Source organism: Geotalea uraniireducens Rf4 (assembly GCF_000016745.1).
Classification (GTDB): domain Bacteria; phylum Desulfobacterota; class Desulfuromonadia; order Geobacterales; family Geobacteraceae; genus Geotalea; species Geotalea uraniireducens.
This window is the reverse complement of record NC_009483.1, coordinates 3,183,099-3,200,596: the sequence shown is the minus strand read 5'-3', so window position 1 is coordinate 3,200,596 and position 17,498 is coordinate 3,183,099. Positions and strand designations below refer to the sequence as shown.

At 52.5% G+C, this 17,498-nt stretch carries 11 protein-coding genes and 1 tRNA gene; 9 read left to right on the top strand and 3 right to left on the bottom strand.

What is annotated here, in order from left to right; all coding sequences use genetic code 11:
* Window positions 1-45 precede the first annotated feature (45 nt).
* From phnD to GURA_RS13975, 6 genes are all read left to right on the top strand, one after another.
* A complete protein-coding gene (gene phnD / locus GURA_RS14000) occupies window positions 46-924 on the top strand; it encodes a phosphate/phosphite/phosphonate ABC transporter substrate-binding protein (RefSeq protein ID WP_011939603.1) in 879 nt (292 codons plus the stop codon).
* Complete coding sequence (locus tag GURA_RS13995) at window positions 924-2,402, top strand: sensor histidine kinase (RefSeq protein ID WP_041245463.1); 1,479 nt, start codon at window positions 924-926, stop codon at window positions 2,400-2,402. The genes phnD and GURA_RS13995 overlap by 1 nt, the downstream gene beginning before the upstream one ends.
* On the top strand, window positions 2,389-3,747 hold the full coding sequence (locus GURA_RS13990; RefSeq protein WP_011939601.1) for a sigma-54-dependent transcriptional regulator: 1,359 nt from the start codon (window positions 2,389-2,391) through the stop codon (window positions 3,745-3,747). The genes GURA_RS13995 and GURA_RS13990 overlap by 14 nt, the downstream gene beginning before the upstream one ends.
* Window positions 3,748-4,153: 406 nt before the next feature.
* A complete protein-coding gene (locus tag GURA_RS13985) occupies window positions 4,154-4,393 on the top strand; it encodes a hypothetical protein (protein ID WP_157046212.1) in 240 nt (79 codons plus the stop codon).
* Between the two features lie 488 nt (window positions 4,394-4,881).
* Window positions 4,882-5,694 (top strand): cytochrome c3 family protein, encoded by an 813-nt coding sequence (locus tag GURA_RS13980; RefSeq protein WP_011939599.1) that lies wholly within the window; start codon window positions 4,882-4,884, stop codon window positions 5,692-5,694.
* 99 nt (window positions 5,695-5,793) lie between these two features.
* Complete coding sequence (locus GURA_RS13975; protein WP_011939598.1) at window positions 5,794-10,599, top strand: PKD domain-containing protein; 4,806 nt, start codon at window positions 5,794-5,796, stop codon at window positions 10,597-10,599.
* Between the two features lie 361 nt (window positions 10,600-10,960).
* On the opposite strand, the gene GURA_RS13970 is transcribed toward GURA_RS13975, so the two are convergent.
* Window positions 10,961-11,383 carry a hypothetical protein gene (locus GURA_RS13970; RefSeq protein WP_011939597.1) on the bottom strand — a complete coding sequence of 141 codons (423 nt, stop codon included), beginning with the start codon at window positions 11,381-11,383 and terminating at the stop codon, window positions 10,961-10,963.
* 221 nt (window positions 11,384-11,604) lie between these two features.
* Here GURA_RS13970 and GURA_RS13965 point away from each other — a divergent pair, with 221 nt between their 5' ends.
* The gene (locus tag GURA_RS13965) at window positions 11,605-12,276 is read left to right on the top strand and encodes a TapB family protein (protein ID WP_011939596.1); all 672 of its coding nucleotides are present in this window, start codon (window positions 11,605-11,607) and stop codon (window positions 12,274-12,276) included.
* Between the two features lie 70 nt (window positions 12,277-12,346).
* Here GURA_RS13965 and GURA_RS13960 read toward each other — a convergent pair whose 3' ends face one another.
* On the bottom strand, window positions 12,347-13,177 hold the full coding sequence (locus tag GURA_RS13960; RefSeq protein ID WP_011939595.1) for a c(7)-type cytochrome triheme domain-containing protein: 831 nt from the start codon (window positions 13,175-13,177) through the stop codon (window positions 12,347-12,349).
* Window positions 13,174-13,602 carry a response regulator gene (locus GURA_RS13955; protein WP_011939594.1) on the bottom strand — a complete coding sequence of 143 codons (429 nt, stop codon included), beginning with the start codon at window positions 13,600-13,602 and terminating at the stop codon, window positions 13,174-13,176. Before GURA_RS13955 ends, GURA_RS13960 begins: the two co-directional genes overlap by 4 nt.
* A gap of 273 nt (window positions 13,603-13,875) precedes the next feature.
* On the opposite strand from GURA_RS13955, the gene GURA_RS22915 reads away from it, so the two are divergent.
* Together GURA_RS22915 and GURA_RS13945 are read left to right on the top strand one after the other, a co-directional pair.
* A complete protein-coding gene (locus tag GURA_RS22915) occupies window positions 13,876-16,665 on the top strand; it encodes a hybrid sensor histidine kinase/response regulator (protein ID WP_011939593.1) in 2,790 nt (929 codons plus the stop codon).
* Between the two features lie 180 nt (window positions 16,666-16,845).
* Window positions 16,846-16,922, top strand: a tRNA-Met gene (locus tag GURA_RS13945).
* The last annotated feature ends 576 nt before the right edge of the window (window positions 16,923-17,498 follow it).

The following is a 17,498-nucleotide window of genomic DNA, read 5'->3' as shown; positions in this document are numbered from 1 at the left end:
CCCGGCCCATGCCGGTGTGGAATACCTTCACCAGGGAGTTCCGAAATGAAAAGGAAGCAGTTGTTTTCAGTGGTATTCCTGGCGCTACTCGTTGCGCCGCTCTTTACCGCGCGTTCCAAGACAACGGAGAAACCGGTGGTCCGTTTCGGCGTCAACCTCCGTTACAATCCCATCAGCATGTACAAGCGTTACCAGCCGCTCATGGACTACCTGACGCAAAACACTCCTTACCGCTTTGAACTCAAGATCAGCCGCGACTACCTTGAAACCCTGAGATTTCTCAAATACGGCACGACCCAGCTCGGCTTCCTCGGCGATATCGCCTTTGTGGAGGCGCGGCTCCGCTTCGGCGCGGTCCCCATTCTCATGCCGCTGAGGGAAGACGGCCGTCCTTCGTACCGGAGCGCGATCGTTGTCCCCCGCATCTCTCCGCTCAATTCCTTGCAGGACCTCAAAGGCAAAAAAGTGGCGTTCGGCAACCTTCACTCCACTTCCGGCAACCTTTTCCCGCGCTATCTGCTGTTGAGCAAGAGGGTCTATATGCAGGAACTCGGCTCGTTCACCAACCTCAGAAATCATGATGAAGTGGCCAGGGCCGTGCTCAGAGGAGAGTACGACGCCGGCGCGGTAAATGACATAACGGCAGAAAAGTACCGAAAAGAAGGGCTGCGCGTGTTGGCATATTCCAATCCCATACCGACGGCCCCGATCGTGGTGAGGGGCGACGCGCCGAAGCAGCTTGTCAAGGCTGTTACGGACGCCCTTCTCATGCTGGACAGGACCAATCCTTCCCATGAAAAACTCATGAGCAACTGGGACGACACGTTTAAATACGGCTTCACCACGGCCAAATTATCAGACTACCGGCAGGTGTCGCGAATGTTCAAAACCATTCCTTCCAGTTGCGGCAAAGGCTGTCATTGATGAGAACAAGGCTCGTATTCAGTCTGAAGACAAAATTCGTATTGACGGCTGCCGTAATCGTGGCGATCTCGTCTTTTACGGTGGGACGATGGTTCTTGCATGTCGAAGAGAGAAACCTGTCCGGGAAGCTGGAAAGTGACGGGAAATTGCTTTTGACATCCATGAAGGTTCCCATAATCAACGCCATCATCAACGAAGAACTGGGATCACATGAAGCACGCGATTTCCTCGACAATCTTCTCGAGGAAATCGTAGAGAATCGGGAATACAAGACGGTTTATGCCTTTATAACAGACCAGCACGGCAAGGTTATTGCCCACAATCGTCCGATGGAATACGGCAAGGTGTATAACGATCCTTTTACCCTTGCAGCACTTTCAGACAACAAATATCGCAGCATGAAGGTTCATGGCGAGGGGGATGGCAACTCCGTTCTTCACATGGCTATGCCGCTGAACATCCACGGGAAAAGTTGGGGGGCGCTCCGTGTCGGATTTTCTCTTGCACCGCTTGAATCAATGCTCGATTCAATGAAGCGAACGATATGGAGCTTTTCCGCCCTGATCTTTCTTACGGGTACAACGATTTTCTACATAATCGGTTTGACCATGACACGTCCCTTGAGGCAACTTTCCATAGCTATGGCCGATGTTACGCACGAAACGCTGGATGCTTCGCTACCGGGGCAAAGACGCGATGAAATCGGCCTGTTGCAAAGGAGTTTCAGCGCCATGATCGACCGCTTGAAACAGAGCGAAGCCGAGCGTCAGCGTGCTGTTCTTTCGATGGTGCAAAACGAGAAACTTGCATTAACCGGCAAGCTCGTTGCCGGGGTTGCCCATGAAGTGAACAACCCGCTGGCAGCCATTTCGAGCTGTCTTTATAATCTCGGACTAAGCGCTTCGGAAAAAATGCAGGCCGACATCGACACCCTGAAACAGGGATTTTTCAGGATACAGAATATCGTCAAGCAGTTGTCGGACTTCAGCCATGCCGGCAATCTGGCCTTGCAACCGGTGCGAAGCGACCTGTTCTTTCATGAGGCAGCCTCTTTCGGCGGAATGGCATTGAAGAAACATTCTCTTTCGCTGAAAGCAGCGGATATGTGCGTTCCCCCTGTGGCTATCCTGATGGATAAGGGGAAGCTCCATCAGGTTGTCCTGGACATATTGATAAATGCCGCGGATGCTTCGCCGCCACAGGGAACCATCGAGTTTTCCACATTCCTGTGCGGCGACCATTACTGTTTTTCCGTTAAGGACGAAGGAGAAGGAGTGCCCGATGAGGCACGGGAAAAAATCTTCGAGATCTTCTACACCACCAAGCCGTCCGGCAAGGGGAGCGGGATTGGGTTGGCCATATGCAAAACCATCGTGGATATGCATCATGGCGCCATACTGCTCGACAGCCGCCGTGGTGAAACCGTTTTTACCGTTATGATACCCATCAATGGGGAGGGGCATAATGAGCAGGATTAAAATACTTGTAGTGGATGACGAGCCGCTTTTGGGCGAGCCCCTCAAGCGGGCGCTGGAAAGCTCCGGCTATCAGGTAAGACTGGCACAAAGCGGTGCCGATGCCCTGCAGGCGCTGACAGAAGACAGCTTTGATCTCCTGCTGGAAGATCTCGGTCTGCCGGATGCCGATGGTCTGGATATCATGGGCGAGGTTCTCGGCAAAACCCCCTATTGCCGGGCCCTGGTCATGACCGGCAACGGAACGATAGAGAAGGCGGTCAAGGCCATGAAAATGGGGGCCTTCGATTTTTTAACCAAGCCGTTCACCATGGAAACTCTGTTCCAGAAACTGCAGAGTGTGATGGAATTCAGGCAAGTGGAAAAAGAGATCGATTCCCGGGACGAAGCCGCTGGGTTGAGTTGTGAATGCATAACCCGCAGTCCGGTTATGAAAGATATTTTGCAGACGGCCGCAATGGTGGCTGCTACAGATGCCACGGTGCTGCTGCTGGGAGAGAGCGGCACCGGCAAGGATTTACTTGCGGAAATTATTCACGCAAAAAGCCGCAGGAGCAAACATCCATGCATCAAGGTGAATTGCGCAGCCATACCGGAGACCCTGTTCGAAAGCGAGCTGTTCGGCGTCGAACGCGGGGCATACACCGGCGCGGATAAAAGCCGATGCGGATACCTGGAAGCGGCGGATAAAGGGACCTTGTTTCTCGATGAAATCGCAGAATTGCCGCTTTTCCTCCAGGGGAAATTCCTGCGGGCGCTGGGGGAGAAGGCCATCCACAGGGTCGGCGGCAGCATGGAGTATGACGTGGATTTCCGCCTTGTAGCCGCAACCAACAGGGATCTCAAGGTGCTGGCCGGTACACGGGCATTTCGCGAAGACCTTTTTTTCCGCATAAACGTTGTGCCGATAACAATTCCGCCATTAAGGGAAAGACGGGAAGATATTCCACTTTTGATCGCCTATTTCCAGAAGCGGTTTCAGGAAAAAAATCCCCGCCCGAAGCCTCATTTTACTCCCGAGACCCTGGAAACACTTTGTAACTACGGTTTTCCGGGAAATGTCAGGGAATTGCAAAACATCGTCGAACACATATCCATTCTCTATCCCGGAGAAATCATCAAACCGCGCCACCTGTCGGTTTCGATGCAGAATCCCGACTTGGCCGCCAGGCTTTTCGAATCGTTTGCCGTCGGCAAACCCTTGAAGGAAGCGGTTGCAGATTTCGAGAATAAGTACATTGAAAAAGTCCTCCATAGTGTCGGCGGCCATAAAACCCGTTCAGCGAGTATCCTGGGCCTTTCCCGAAAGGTTCTGTGGGAACGGTTGAAACGTATCCGGGCGGTTTGAAATCGTGTTTCTGCTACTTTCTTGGTAATGCCTTCCCGGGTAACTCCCTCCTTTCTCCTGTTTATCAGTTCGGTGAATTCTTCGCCACCCTCTTCAAATAAATAATAACTAATTATTTGGCATTAATACTGCTCCTCTCTCTTTAATTTCATGTAACTATTCAGCAGCGATGGATAACTCCCCCTGTCCCCCTCTTAACTTAAGAGGGGGGACGTGAAAATCGGCTTCGTCTGGGACTTCCGATACAGCGACAACATAGCGTCCCTCCCCTTAGCTTAAGGGGAGGACAGGTGGGGTTATAGGTTTTGGCAGTAAGCTGAATAGTTACGATTTCATAAGGTCTGAACAACACCCTTGAATGATGAAATTAATGCCTGTCGACAGGATGTGGCAGGGTGGAGGCGTCATGACAAATAAAATACTGGTGCACAAATCATTCATCAATATCCACGGGAATGATTACCCCATAATGGTATACAGCTGCCCGAACGGCCGACATAGCGCCGAAACCGCACTGGGTGCAAACGACATCATCATCAATGATGCAGGTTCGCTGGAGGAGGTGCTCGTCAAACATAAAAAGCTTCTTCCTCTGGCCGTATACGCCCATGGAATAAGGCAAAGGTCGAAAGGCGTCAAGCGCTGAAAGCATGGTGCATCGCCCTCGGTGCAAACTCGGACGCCTGCAAGCGGATACGTTATAACACCGAGATGTTACTTTTAAGTAACGTTTGTGCCGGAGCAATCGGCTGTTATCGGGTCGGTACATCCTACTGCGAAAGCGGCTCCGACATTTGCCCTTGGCTCCCATGCCCTTATAGATGCGGTCATACAGACAACTTGCGCAAGGGCACACAAATAACAGGAACCAAACATACAACCGTGTGTAAATGGTGGCATCAGTAATGCTTTATTAATTATAAATAATTAAAGCGTCGTGCGGCCCATTACTCAAACGAACTTTTCCGTGCAACCAGGGGGTGAAAGGAGGTGACCGAACGTTTTTCCCTTCAGGAATGAAAACAGTGCAGGAATGGGTAGTTCGTAAGGTTGAAAGAGAACAATATCAATCGAAAGCCGGGAAACAAAACAGAGTGAAGTCATTTCAAATGCTTTTGAAAAGGAGATCACATCATGAAGAAGAACTTTTTAGCTGCATTTACTCTTGCCGCCATTATAGCTGCCGGTACGGCAACTGCTTTGGCCTGGACCGCCCCTGGCGGAGGTATCACGGGATCGAGACATGACATCAACGCATACGCAAAACAGAATACCGAAGGTCTTACCGTTCAAGGTGATGTGCAGGAGCGTGTCTGCGCATTCTGCCATACGCCTCACCATGCCTATGATCCGGCTGCAAACAATGCCGACTACCTACCGCTCTGGTCACACGAACTGACCAAGAAGAACTATGCCCCTTATGCGAGCGACACCCTGCAAGCGTCCATCGGCGACCCACTCATCGGGCCTTCCCGGCTCTGCATGAGCTGTCATGACGGCGTCGTCGCCATAGATACCCATTACACCAACGCAAACGAAACCGGTTCCGGCACATCACAACTTACCGGCGACATCTTCTCCATAAAAGATTCCGAACATGGCGCAGTAGGCGCCGGCGACAGCCTGATCAGCGACCATCCGATCGGGTTTAATTATATAGACGCCAAAACCGCGGATAAAAATGCCGGTGGCAAACTGAATCAAGGGATCAATGAGGAAAGCACTCCGTTTGCAGGTAATCCCAATAATGTCCAGATCAAGGACGTATTGCACCTGGGCACGACCATGACCTGCGCCAGCTGCCATGATGTGCACAACAAGGACAACGTGGCAAGCACGGTCGTCGACGCATCTGCACCCGGCGGCCGCACTGAATCCTCGGTGAACTACTTCGTGTACGCTCCGCAGAACGGCTCGCAACTGTGCGTTACCTGCCACAACAAGTAACGGACCGGTTAGGTTGTTAAAAACGTCTCTCCTGATTGTTATTAGGATTGTATTTCATCATCATGGAAACCTTTAACATTATTATGCGAGGAGATCCCTATGTTAAGAAGACTCATATATCTGCTGACATTGTCGTTTGCCTTGCCGGCAATCGTCAATGCGGCGTCAACGTGGACGGTCAAGGCGACATCCGCCCAGCCGTCCATGGGCAGCGTATCCCCAAACGGATACGCCAACTTTACCACCAACACGGTCAAGACCTTTACCATTACGCCCATTACTGGAAATGCAGTTTCGAAGGTTCTCCTGAACAATGTCGACCAGGGAAAGGTAGCCACGGTAAACGTTTCCTACAGGTCGACGATGCAGACGCTCACTGCCTACTTCGCCGCGCAGACCTTCCAGGTGACGGCTGTTCAATCAAATGGCGGTTCGATCACCAGCCCCACCGGCACGGCGGTTGGGTACGGCAAGTCCAAGACGTTCACCATCAAGCCCAACATCGGCAACACGATCCTTCAGCTGAAGGATAATGGAGCGGACGTCCCAATCACCGATCCCGCCGGCATGACCTACACACTCACCAACGTCACGGCTGACCACGCCATCACTGCGATATTCAAGGGGGTGACCGCCGAAGCCGGGGTGGATCAGAGTGTCATTACCGGGATGCAGACATCTCTCAGCGGCAACGCCACATCACCGGCCGGGAGCATCGCATCCTTTGCATGGACTGTCGAGTCCCGGCCTGTAGGTTCGACGGCTGGCATCGTCAACCCCGCTTCGGCAAACGCCACTTTTACTCCCGATGTGGCGGGGATGTATGTTCTTAAGCTGACGGCGACAGACACCACGGGCAACACTGCCGGTGATACCGTCAAGATCAATGCTTTTGACTCAGCGGCGGCTGCTTCCAACCAATGCGCTGGTTGTCACTCCAGCACCACAGCAGGTGCCCAGATGATTAGCGATTACATAGCCTCAACGCACCAATCGGCTCTTACCTGTACGGAATGCCATAACGGAGCTCAAACAACCGCCCACCCCGGCACCGTAACCACAAAGACGTCTAACAACAATACCTGTTTGAGCTGTCACACCCCTTCTTCCGCTGAGACGACCAAATTTCAAGCCAGTGCCCACTGGAACAACCATCTTGAGTACGGCCCGGAATTTACCGGTGGCGCGGTGGCAGGCGAGGCCAACGCCAACGAAACCTACACGACACTGGAAAACGGCAAGCAAATGACCTGCTACTACAGGTGCCATTTCAAGCCGGGAATGGGCCCTGACCCCAGCAAGAGAGACACGAATAACGTTGACCCTGTTACTAAGGTAAAGGTACGTCCCGGCGGAGATGGCTGCATTGCCTGCCATGACCCGCACAAACTCTCGGCGACATACGAGACGACCTGCTTAACCTGCCACACCGGGAGCAAGCACGGCAAAGTGCCGAATGAATTCTTCGGCAGCAAGCACTGGCAGAATAACTTAGAGTATGGTCCGGAATTCGCGAACCAACTTAACACGACCGTTACCGGCGGAAAAGTCGTGTCACACGGCACATATTCAAGTGGGTATCTCAATGCCAACGACAGTTACACGACAACAGAAAACGGCAGCACGGTAACCTGCGCCTACCGGTGCCACTTCAGGCCCGGCATGGGTCCTGTACCCGGCCCCGCAGCATATGTCTCCAACGGGAAATCCACTACCTACATAACTTATACCGACCCTGTCACCCAGGTAGTATACTCACGTCCCGGCGGGAATGCATGTATTGCCTGCCACGATGAACACGGCCTTGCAGCGACTGCACAATCCACGTGCTACACCTGTCATGCAGGTGGTAACCACGGCTGGTCTGTAAAGGCTTTCGAGAAATCCACACACTTCACCGGCGCCAATGCAAAACTTGAGGGGATGGACAAGGACGCCTGCGTCGCCTGTCACAACCCGCATTCGACCGAGGCTACCTTCGGGGCATATTCATCTCTTAGCCCGGTCGCCGCAACCGGTTGCCAGAGTTGCCATACTCCCGACTCGCCTTACGGTATCTACAATGCCGACCAGAGCGGCAAAGCGCCGCACTTCCAGACCGGCACTGCCGATGCCGGCGGGTATTTCCCCACGGCCTCCTACATTACCTCCGGTGGCGCCACCTGCGCTGACTGCCATTACCACAACAACAGCATCAACGCCGGCTGGGCCGAAGGCGGCCACGGCAAACTTGATGCAGCAGCGTTCGTCAGCAATGCCAGCCACAACTGGAACGGCCAGGGGAGTGACGGCGTCAACTATCAGGTTTCACCCCAGAAGACCAACTGCATCCGCTGTCACTCTGCCCGCGGTTTCGCGCAGTACTGGGATTCCGGCTTCAGCAACATCGACAAGGTCTATCTTGATCCCGTCGCCAAGACCCTGGATAAAGCCAGCGCACCCCTTGTCTGCAGCGGCTGCCACACAAGCTTCAAAGGGGCGGTCCGGCCTCTGCCGGCAGGTTACGCCAAGGTCAAGTCTTTCTATGGTTACAGCACCGTGGCGATAGCACCGGCGAAAATGGTCGTAAATCTTGAATTCACCGACAACAAGAACTCCAACATCTGTATCCCCTGCCACAGCCAGCGCGCTGCCGGTACCGGCATCAAGGCCTTGTTTGCACAGGGGGCCTTCAAGCAGTACTCCGTGGGAACGAGCATGTATCCGCATGAAGCACAGCCGGCCGCAATCGTCGACGGAAAGGGCGGATACGAGTTCACCTCCGCACAGGGATACCAGGACCGCATGCGTCACATCCGCATCGGCAACAACGGAACAGGGACCGGCTACAACAATACCGGCGTTACCTCGGGTAACTGCGCCGGCTGCCACATGACATCAACTAAAACGCACTCTCTGGAAGCAGTAACGGCAGATGCGATCACCGGTCAGATCAACGGCATCGTCAGCACTGCCTGTGTGAAATGCCACCCGGCTGACTTCACCTACCAGGACATCCAGGCGAAGAAGGATGAATTCAATGCAGCAGTTGCGGCCCTTGGCAACCTGCTCGTCAAAAAAGGGTTCACGCTGGATGGCGTTAACGTTCTTCCTGAGCGTAAAGCCTTTGACATGAGCCGCGGCACCAAAGACAACGCCATAGCCGAGAAAAACATAGGCGCCTGGTTCAACTGGTACCTCTTCAAAACCGCCGACAAGGCCGCCTACGTTCACAACCCGGCATACTCCAGGCGACTCATCTTCGACTCCATCGACTGGCTTGACGACAACGTCACAAACAACTCCTCGGCCAACACTGTTCTGGCCATGGCCAATTCCCCGACGTCGCAGTACTACAACCCGACGGTCATCACCTCGCAAACGGCCAGCCAGGCCTTGGCCCAGTTGAACAACCCCGGCTGCATGGGCTGTCACTTCGGCACCGGAAGTACACTCTCAGGTGAAGCTGTTCCAGGCGTCGAGCAGGCGCCGCACTACAACACCACCGGTGCTCTGGTCCCGGGACAGACGTTTACCCAGGCCCAGTTCGTAACACCCGGCACGCAGTGCAACTACTGCCATGGCTACGGTCATGGTACTGATTCGCCTAATTACAGCGCAGTCAGGGCCGATAAAGCATTGTACTCTTCAATGTCTACGGCAAGCATCCTGGAGAACTATGCCGAATCAGCCCATGGTGACATCAACGGGCTTGCCTGGACCGATTACGACTTCAAGACAAGGTCCGGAGGCTGTGTTGTCTGTCACACCACCGCCGGCTTCGTGAAGGGCGTAACCAACAACTTCGCCGCCGGTGTCAGCGCTTCCTTCGGTGCAGGCGATACCACGAAACAGGTGCTGGGCTGCGACGCCTGCCACAGCAGTACCGCCTGGAAGACCAGCGTCCGGACCATCGCCGGCGGTTACAATGCGGTGTACGGTGGTGATTACGGCGCCGCTCCAACTGCCAGCGTCAACTACGTACAGTACGAAGATGTCGGTGAGTCCAACATCTGTATCACCTGCCACGCCAGCCGCGAAAACGGAACGTCCCTTGCCAACGGCGTAGCCGACTTCGCCAACGCCAGCTTCAAGAACCCCCACTACCTCGGCGCAGCAGCGGTGTTCTACGGCAAGGGCGGCTTCCAGTGGTACACCTCCAACACCGGCAAGCTGCGGTATCAAACGTACGGCGCCGTTAAAGCCGACGGCACTGTCCAGGTCGGCAGGAATGCAAACTGGTCGCATGGCAAGCTTGGCATGGGCAACTTCTCCACTGCCAAGAGCGACAAAAATCCCGGCAGGATTGTTGATTCCGGTAACAAGGGGCAGTGTGTCTCTTGTCACATGGGTCCTGCAAACACCCATACCTTCGGGGCTGCTGAAACTGCGAAATCCACGAACGGCACCAACACCACCACACTCGGCGGTTGCTATGGCTGCCATACCAGCGAACCGATCGAAGAGCTCATCGAAGGCGAGAAGAAGATCTTCGACAGGGCCATGGACTTCTTCGACTGGACCCTGAGACAGAACAACATGATCTACACCGACAACTACCCCTACTTCCAGAACGCGATCGGTGGTACGCTCAAGAACTGGACCCTTGGCGGCGGCGTTGGTCCTGCTGCCGGCACTGGCGCGCAGAACATGGGCGCAGCAATGAACTACAAGCTCCTCAAGGCTGAGAAGGGCGCCCATGTTCACAACCGTGCCTTCACGCGGGCGTTGATCTTCGACTCGGTCCAGTATCTGCAGAATGGCTCGGTCTACAGACCGGCTGCCAATGCTGACGTGAACCAGATCCTCAACTTCACGAACTACTCAACGGCCCGGACTGCTGCTCCTGATGGAAATCCGACCAGCATCAGCCAGCTCAAAGGGTATCTCACGAGATCTTCCGGTGGGATGTACACCGCAAGATAACGTGTTCAGCAATGCCCTGTGATGTTTCATCATGCCCCGCCTCGCAAGAGGCGGGGTTTTTTATGGAGATGCGGATTTGAACGGGGCAGAAACTTCTAAAGGAGGTCAGCGTTGTCCGGTTTGGTTTTTGCTTACGTCCCGTAGGGACAGAATACTGGTAGCCGGGGAATTCATTCCCCGGTCATCCAGGCGAAATATCATCACGTCACGTACGTGACGTGGGGAAATATAGCATCTCATCCGGGGGATGAATCCCCCGGCTACATTCAAACGCCCCTAATGGGGCTTAACAACCTTGATGCACAAACCAAACCGGACAACGCTGAAAGGAGGTCGACAATTGGTTAAAACGTGATCGTCCCTAAGGACAGGGATTGGTGTCGGTCTTGAAGGTGCTGTTTCCACCGCCGATGGTCAGTGTGGTTGTGACGATGGAGTTTTCCGTGCCGGTGTCGGCTGCCGAGATGTGGCGGACCCTGACCGACTGGCCGCTGCTGACATTGCCCGCAGAGCTGGTAAAGGGTCCGTCATTGATGGAGTACTGACTGTCATTGTTGTTGGAAACACTTATCGATGTCGGACCGGTGATTCCCGATACCGTTACGGCGTTGGAGGTTATTTGCGTACTTGTCTGCACCCCGCATTGATTTGTGAAGGTCGAGGAATCGGCGGTGGGTGTTGATGCCGTAATGGTTGTTGCTGGTTTCTCTTCCGGGAACCATTCAAAATCCCCGCAACCGGCCAGCATTATCATGGCCGATACTGTCAATATCCGTTTTTTCATAATCCCTCCATTGAACACAAGATCATCTATCTACTGGCTATTTGGCGTAACGGTTCACCCGGCAAGAGCTGGAAGGTTACGCCTCATGCAATGTGTAACCATTCAATATGACGAGTAAAATGCCTTGACCAAGGGGTGCTGAGTGTTGCCGGTCCCTCTTTGGTCTGAGTATTGCTTAATAAGAAACATGTAATCAAATCGCGCGCTGTCAGGAGGAAATCATGCGTACAAAATTGGTTCTATTGGTGCTGCTCACCCTCTTTATTTCTGCCTGCGGTAGTGGTGGCGGCACTCCCGGTATTACCGGCGGTAGCACGAATGACAACACCGGCGGCAATGTCACTGTTTCTGCCGGAGAGAAAGGCAGTTACTTCCCGTTAACGGCCGGTAGTACCTGGACCTATCGCAAGGCAGACCAAGCTGCTGTCACTAAACTGGTAACAAATGATGGCAGAGTCAGAACCAATGTCGGCAGTGAACCACCTAAATACAGCACTTATACCATATCAAACAACTCGATAGTCTTAACGCTTGAAACGGTAAGCGGCGTTATCAATGCAAACCAGGTGGAATTTACATCAAAATATGATGTCAGTTCTATCGGGCTCCTTGTATTCCCATCCAATACTACGGTTGGTAATGTTGAAACGTCTAATTATACACTTCTAGTCGGAATAGACGGTGGTGGAACCCCGGTCGGCAAGACGACTACGTTGACCGTTGTCGGCACGGAAACGGTACAAGTTGCTGCCGGCTCTTTTAACGCCATTAAGATACAGGAAACTAACATTGTCGGCTCCGTTGCATCTTTACCCGCCTATAGCTGGTATGCTGCCGGGGTAGGACTGGTCAAAAACGGCGACATGGAGTTGGTTTCATATTCAATCAAGTAGCAGAAGTAATGGAACAATGCAGACCCGTCTTACGTGACCTGACAGGCTCCCCCTAAGACGGGTTTTCATTTTAATATCCGGAACTGTTTTTGCCCATGCCCATATGGCATCTGCGGCAATCGTTCATGGGGAAAGCTACCCGCATGTGACAGACGCCGCAAAACTGTCCATAGATATTGATTTCCATTGAGAAAAGCCTGGTTCCCTTTTTCTTGATATTGAAGATATCAGGGTGGCAGATGCTGCAGTCCATTTCAGACAGGTGCTCCCCGTGGGAAAATGCAACGGAGCTGCGGGGCGCGCTTGTCCCGAGATCGAGCGGCTTCTGTAAAGCTTCAGGTGTTTTGATCAACAACGTCCCTCCCGATAACGTTTTCTGCGGAGCAACCAAACCTTCGGCCAGCGCTGCTCCCCAGTCGATTCTGTTGCCGAATGATGTGGCTGGTAGGCCGGCGGCAAAACTTCGGAACCGCTTGTTCAGGGCGGCCGTATCTTTCATATGGCAACGGTCGCACTGCCTCGGTTCTTCATCTCTGACGCTGAACGCCGTTGTTCCGTTGTGGCAGGCGCCGCAGAATTTTCCTGCCAGATATTTCCCCCTGGTAATCCCGCTTCCACCCGAGCGCATGGCAAACTCCAGCTCACTGTGACAGACGCGGCACGTATAGCGGCCACGGTGGCTCCAGTGGGGGAATACGACCGGTGGCATACCCGATTTTTTACTGCTGCGGCGCATGACTACATTGCCGTATTGCTCAGCAGGGCCGTTGGGAGGCATGATTTTCAGTACCTGCCCCAGTTCTTCTCTTTCGACGGCCCAGGATGCGTGCATCTCGAAAGAAAGCGACAGGGCAAAAAAACCTGCTGATATCAGCCCGATCCGACAACCCCACTTGTTCATAATTCTGTTCCTCTCTTTTCAATCACATGCATAAATGAATCGAGGATATCTTCATACATGATGGGTTTGGGAATGGCGCCGGAAAAGCCATAGTCCTTGAAGTTGACCATGCATGGGTCATCGGGATAACCGCTTGAAACAAAAGCTATTATCTCCGGGTTCAGTTCGTGGAGGCTGCCGATGACTTCTTTGCCCCCGATTTTACCGGGGATATTCAGATCAAGGATGACGGCAATGTATGGTTGCCCCATTTCCAGTCTATTTCGGTAGAGGTCGATTGCCGCAGGACCATCTGGCGCACTCTCCACGTTGAAGCCCGCATACCTCAGCGCATAATCAACCAGCAGGCAGACATCTTCATCATCATCCATGATCAAAACCGTCCCTTTTATTGCCTTGTTTTCTTTCTCTAGGTGTTCGTCCACTGGTACTCCCGTCTATTCACCAAATTTAAAGATATGTCTGCTCAAATCAGCGCGTCTCATTAAAGTATCATCGGCAGATGTCGATAAGGGATATCATATTTGTAACATTTTCGATAATCAAGAGAAGATTTATTTATGGTAATTTTCGGCACAATGCCGATGCATAATCGAATGGCAATTCCTGCAGTGGGTAAATTTAATGGTGTGACGATCAGATATTGCCAGTTTCAGGCCAATTCTCGGCGTCAGACTGCGATGATATCGAGGTGAGTCATGTCGAAACTCTTTAATTCGGGTGCTGCATCCGATTGGCAATTGCAGGCTGTGCTCAATGCGGCAACGGAAATTTCAATCATTGCAACTGATACGCTTGGCCTGATAACCATGTTCAATCGCGGTTCCGAACGTATGTTGGGCTATACGGCAGATGAAGTGGTCGGCGTAGCTTCTATTGACCTCTTCCATCTGGAAACCGAAGTACGCGGCCGAGGTGAAGAGATGAGCCGGGCCCTGGGCAGAAATGTCTCAGGTTTTGATGTGTTTGTGGAAAACGTCAAACAGACCGGAGCCGAGACTCGTGAATGGTTCTATGTCCGCAAGGATGGCGATGTTTTCCTCGTTAAATTGACAATCACCATTATTCATGATGAACAAGACCGGGTAATCGGCTATCTGGGGGTGGCGGAGGATATATCCGATCGCAAGGCAATGGAAATAGAACTCATAGAGAATAAGAACCTGCTCGGTTCAATTCTCGAGTCCATCCCCAACCCTATATTCTACAAAAACGCGGATGGTGTCTATGTGAACTGCAACAAGGCATTCAGTTCATATCTCGGCATTCCCAGGGAGAAAATCATTGGTTCTACGGTCTATGATATTGCACCGAAAGAACTTGCCGATATATATCATCATGCAGATATGAAATTAATGCATGAACGGGATCCGCAGGTTTATGAAGCACAGGTGAGATATGCCGATGGATTGTTGCGTGATGTACTCTTTTATAAGTCGTTGATTTGGGGAAATAATGGTTCTTTGCAAGGACTTGTCGGGGTTATGCTCGATGTCACTGAGCGCAAGCGGATTGAGACAGAACTTCACGAGCAGGCGATTCTGCTTGAACAGGAAATTGCGGAGCATCAGTGTGCTGAAGAGACGCTGCGGGAAAGCGAGGAACAACTCCGCGTCATCTTTGAGACCTCTCAGGCGTCCATATTCCTGGTTTCTCCGGTGGGGCGGATTATATTCGCCAATCATCGTATGGCGGAAATGTTCGGCTGCACCTACGAAGAGTTGATCGGCTCCCATTATCAGGACTATCTGCACCCGTCGGAAAAGATGGTCGGTGGCGCTCGTATGAGAAAACTGATTGACGGGGAAATTGATCATGTAAGCACCGAACGACACTATGTGCGCAAGGACGGGGGTGATTTCTGGGGTTACCTGTCCGGCAGGCGGCTGGAAGGTCCTGACGGTAATCTCAGGGCACTGGTCGGCATTATCACGAATATTACCGATCTGAAAAAGGCGAAGGACGATCTGGAGAAAGAAAAGGAACGACTGGGGGTAACGCTGCGTTCCATCGGTGACGGCGTCATTACAGTCGATACCGATGAGCGGATTGTCATGCTTAACAGGGTGGCAGAGCAGCTTTGCGGCTGGAGCCAGGAAGAGTCGAAGGGGAAGATCCTCAGCGAAGTCTTCCACATGATAAACGAAAAAAGCAGGGCTGTCGTGAATAATCCCGTCGGTCGGGTGCTTAAGACTGGCATGATAATGGAGCTTACCAATCACACTATCCTCGTTGCCCGTGACGGTTCGGAACGTGTGATTGCTGACTCAGCCGCTCCCATCCTTGATCAGGAAGGCGCCATCATTGGGGTTGTCCTCGTGCTCCGCGACATGACTGAAAAAAAGGAGATCGAGGAAGAGCTGTTCAAGGCGCGCAAGCTGGACTCTCTGGGTATTCTGGCCGGAGGGATCGCTCATGATTTCAACAATCTTCTGACAGGCATCCTGGGAAACGTCTCTATGGCAAGGATGATAATTCCACCGGATCATGATGCTTACCTGCTTTTGGATCGAGCCCAGAAGGCTTCAGAACGGGCACGGGACCTGACGCAACAGTTACTTACCTTCTCCAAGGGAGGGGCGCCGGTGAAGAGGCTGACCGGCATCGAGCATATTCTCGTTGATTCTGCAACGTTCGCCCTCAGGGGGTCGAACGTTCGCTGCGAATTTGCTATCCCGGCCGACCTTTGGCCGGCCGAGATCGATGCAGGACAGATGAGCCAGGTAATAAACAATCTGGTCATCAATGCTGATCAAGCCATGCCGGATGGAGGGGTTATCAGTATTCAGGCGGAAAATATAGAAACTTTCAGCGATGGGGATAACCCGGACGACGGGAGAATAATTCAGCTTACCATCAAGGATACGGGAATAGGTATTCTTGAGGAACATCTTCAGCGGATATTCGACCCTTATTTTACCACCAAGCATCACGGCAGCGGGCTTGGTTTAGCCACTGTTTATTCAATAGTCAAGAATCATAACGGAGAAATAAGGGTTGTTTCACAAACTGGCGTGGGAACGACTTTTATCATTCGTCTCCCGGCATCACCAACGGCGCCGACCGTCAATGAAAAGAAGGTTGATGACCATCGGGCGGGAAAAGGCAAAATTCTGTTCATGGATGACGAGGAGATGATCCGCGAGTCGATGGAAGTCGCACTCAAGATGCTCGGCTATGAACCGACTGTCTGTGGCGACGGCATAGAGGCTGTGGAACTATACAGGCAGGCAACGGCAGCAGGAACACCATTCGCCGGCGTCATAATGGATTTGACGATACCTGGAGGAGTGGGTGGGAAGGATGCTATTGCCAAACTTCTCGAGATAGACCCGGCAGCCAGGGTGATTGTATCCAGCGGTTACTCAAGTGACCCTATAATGGCACATTACGCTCAATACGGATTCTGCGGCGCCATCAGCAAGCCGTACAATTGTAAGGAACTGGGAGCCTCGTTGCGGGAAATTCTGGAAAATAGTCCGGGGTAGGGCAGGAAGGTTTTTCCTCCACCTTTTTTCTTGACAATCTCAAAAGGATGCTATATATACCTATGACTCTGAGGTGACCGCAGGAAGAAGACTGATATTCACTAAGTGTTCTCCCCGCAATCAAATAATATCTACCTCTTTGGTTATGCCAAGGAGGTTTTTTATATCACCATAGGCCTTGGCGGCGTAGCTCAGCTGGTTAGAGCACACGGCTCATATCCGTGATGTCCGGGGTTCAAGTCCCTGCACCGCCACCAATTTTAAATCCGGCACTGTCCGGCGAAGTACGAAAGGCCCTGAGAAATCAGGGCCTTTTCTTTTTGCTTTGTCCGGCGAAAAGTGCCACGCTGAAGAATCAGGGGGCGAATCGGGGAGGTGACTTCTCGCGGTGGTCAATGACCATCGGCCACGGCAGCAAAAGCTGACCGTAAGGCAATCTAAAGCGGCGCGAAACCAGGCAGTCCAAGAAGAACAAACTCCATGATGCCACCCAAAGCCTCCCCATAAAGGAGGCTTTTCTTTTTTCTGTTAAGGAGCATTTGAAGGTAGCCAAATTGGTTCCATTTATGGGGGCCTTTTACCATCCAAATAATCGTCCATAGTCCACGGCATCGAAAAAGTAACCAAAAAGGTGACCAACTATGGAACCAAGAGGAGAGAATGTGGGAATCTGGGCTTGTAGCCGCGGGGAAGGGCTTTCTCGTTGACTTTAAGGTTTAAAAGGTGTATTAAACTTGCGTAATATTGCGGTGTTATCGGAGGGAGATGATGGAGTGCGAACGCCGGGGGAAAAAGAAGTAATTAAAGCCGCCTTATCAGCATGATGCAGAAGG

Bases quoted from the DNA above. Each gene is read 5' to 3' on its own strand.
- GURA_RS13990 (WP_011939601.1), top strand. From the start codon at position 2,389: ATGAGCAGGATTAAAATACTTGTAGTGGATGACGAGCCGCTTTTGGGC.
- GURA_RS13980 (WP_011939599.1), top strand. From the start codon at position 4,882: ATGAAGAAGAACTTTTTAGCTGCATTTACTCTTGCCGCCATTATAGCT.
- GURA_RS13995 (WP_041245463.1), top strand. From the start codon at position 924: ATGAGAACAAGGCTCGTATTCAGTCTGAAGACAAAATTCGTATTGACG.
- phnD (WP_011939603.1), top strand. From the start codon at position 46: ATGAAAAGGAAGCAGTTGTTTTCAGTGGTATTCCTGGCGCTACTCGTT.
- GURA_RS13985 (WP_157046212.1), top strand. From the start codon at position 4,154: ATGACAAATAAAATACTGGTGCACAAATCATTCATCAATATCCACGGG.
- GURA_RS13970 (WP_011939597.1), bottom strand. From the start codon at position 11,383: ATGAAAAAACGGATATTGACAGTATCGGCCATGATAATGCTGGCCGGT.
- GURA_RS22915 (WP_011939593.1), top strand. From the start codon at position 13,876: ATGTCGAAACTCTTTAATTCGGGTGCTGCATCCGATTGGCAATTGCAG.
- GURA_RS13965 (WP_011939596.1), top strand. From the start codon at position 11,605: ATGCGTACAAAATTGGTTCTATTGGTGCTGCTCACCCTCTTTATTTCT.
- GURA_RS13960 (WP_011939595.1), bottom strand. From the start codon at position 13,177: ATGAACAAGTGGGGTTGTCGGATCGGGCTGATATCAGCAGGTTTTTTT.
- GURA_RS13975 (WP_011939598.1), top strand. From the start codon at position 5,794: ATGTTAAGAAGACTCATATATCTGCTGACATTGTCGTTTGCCTTGCCG.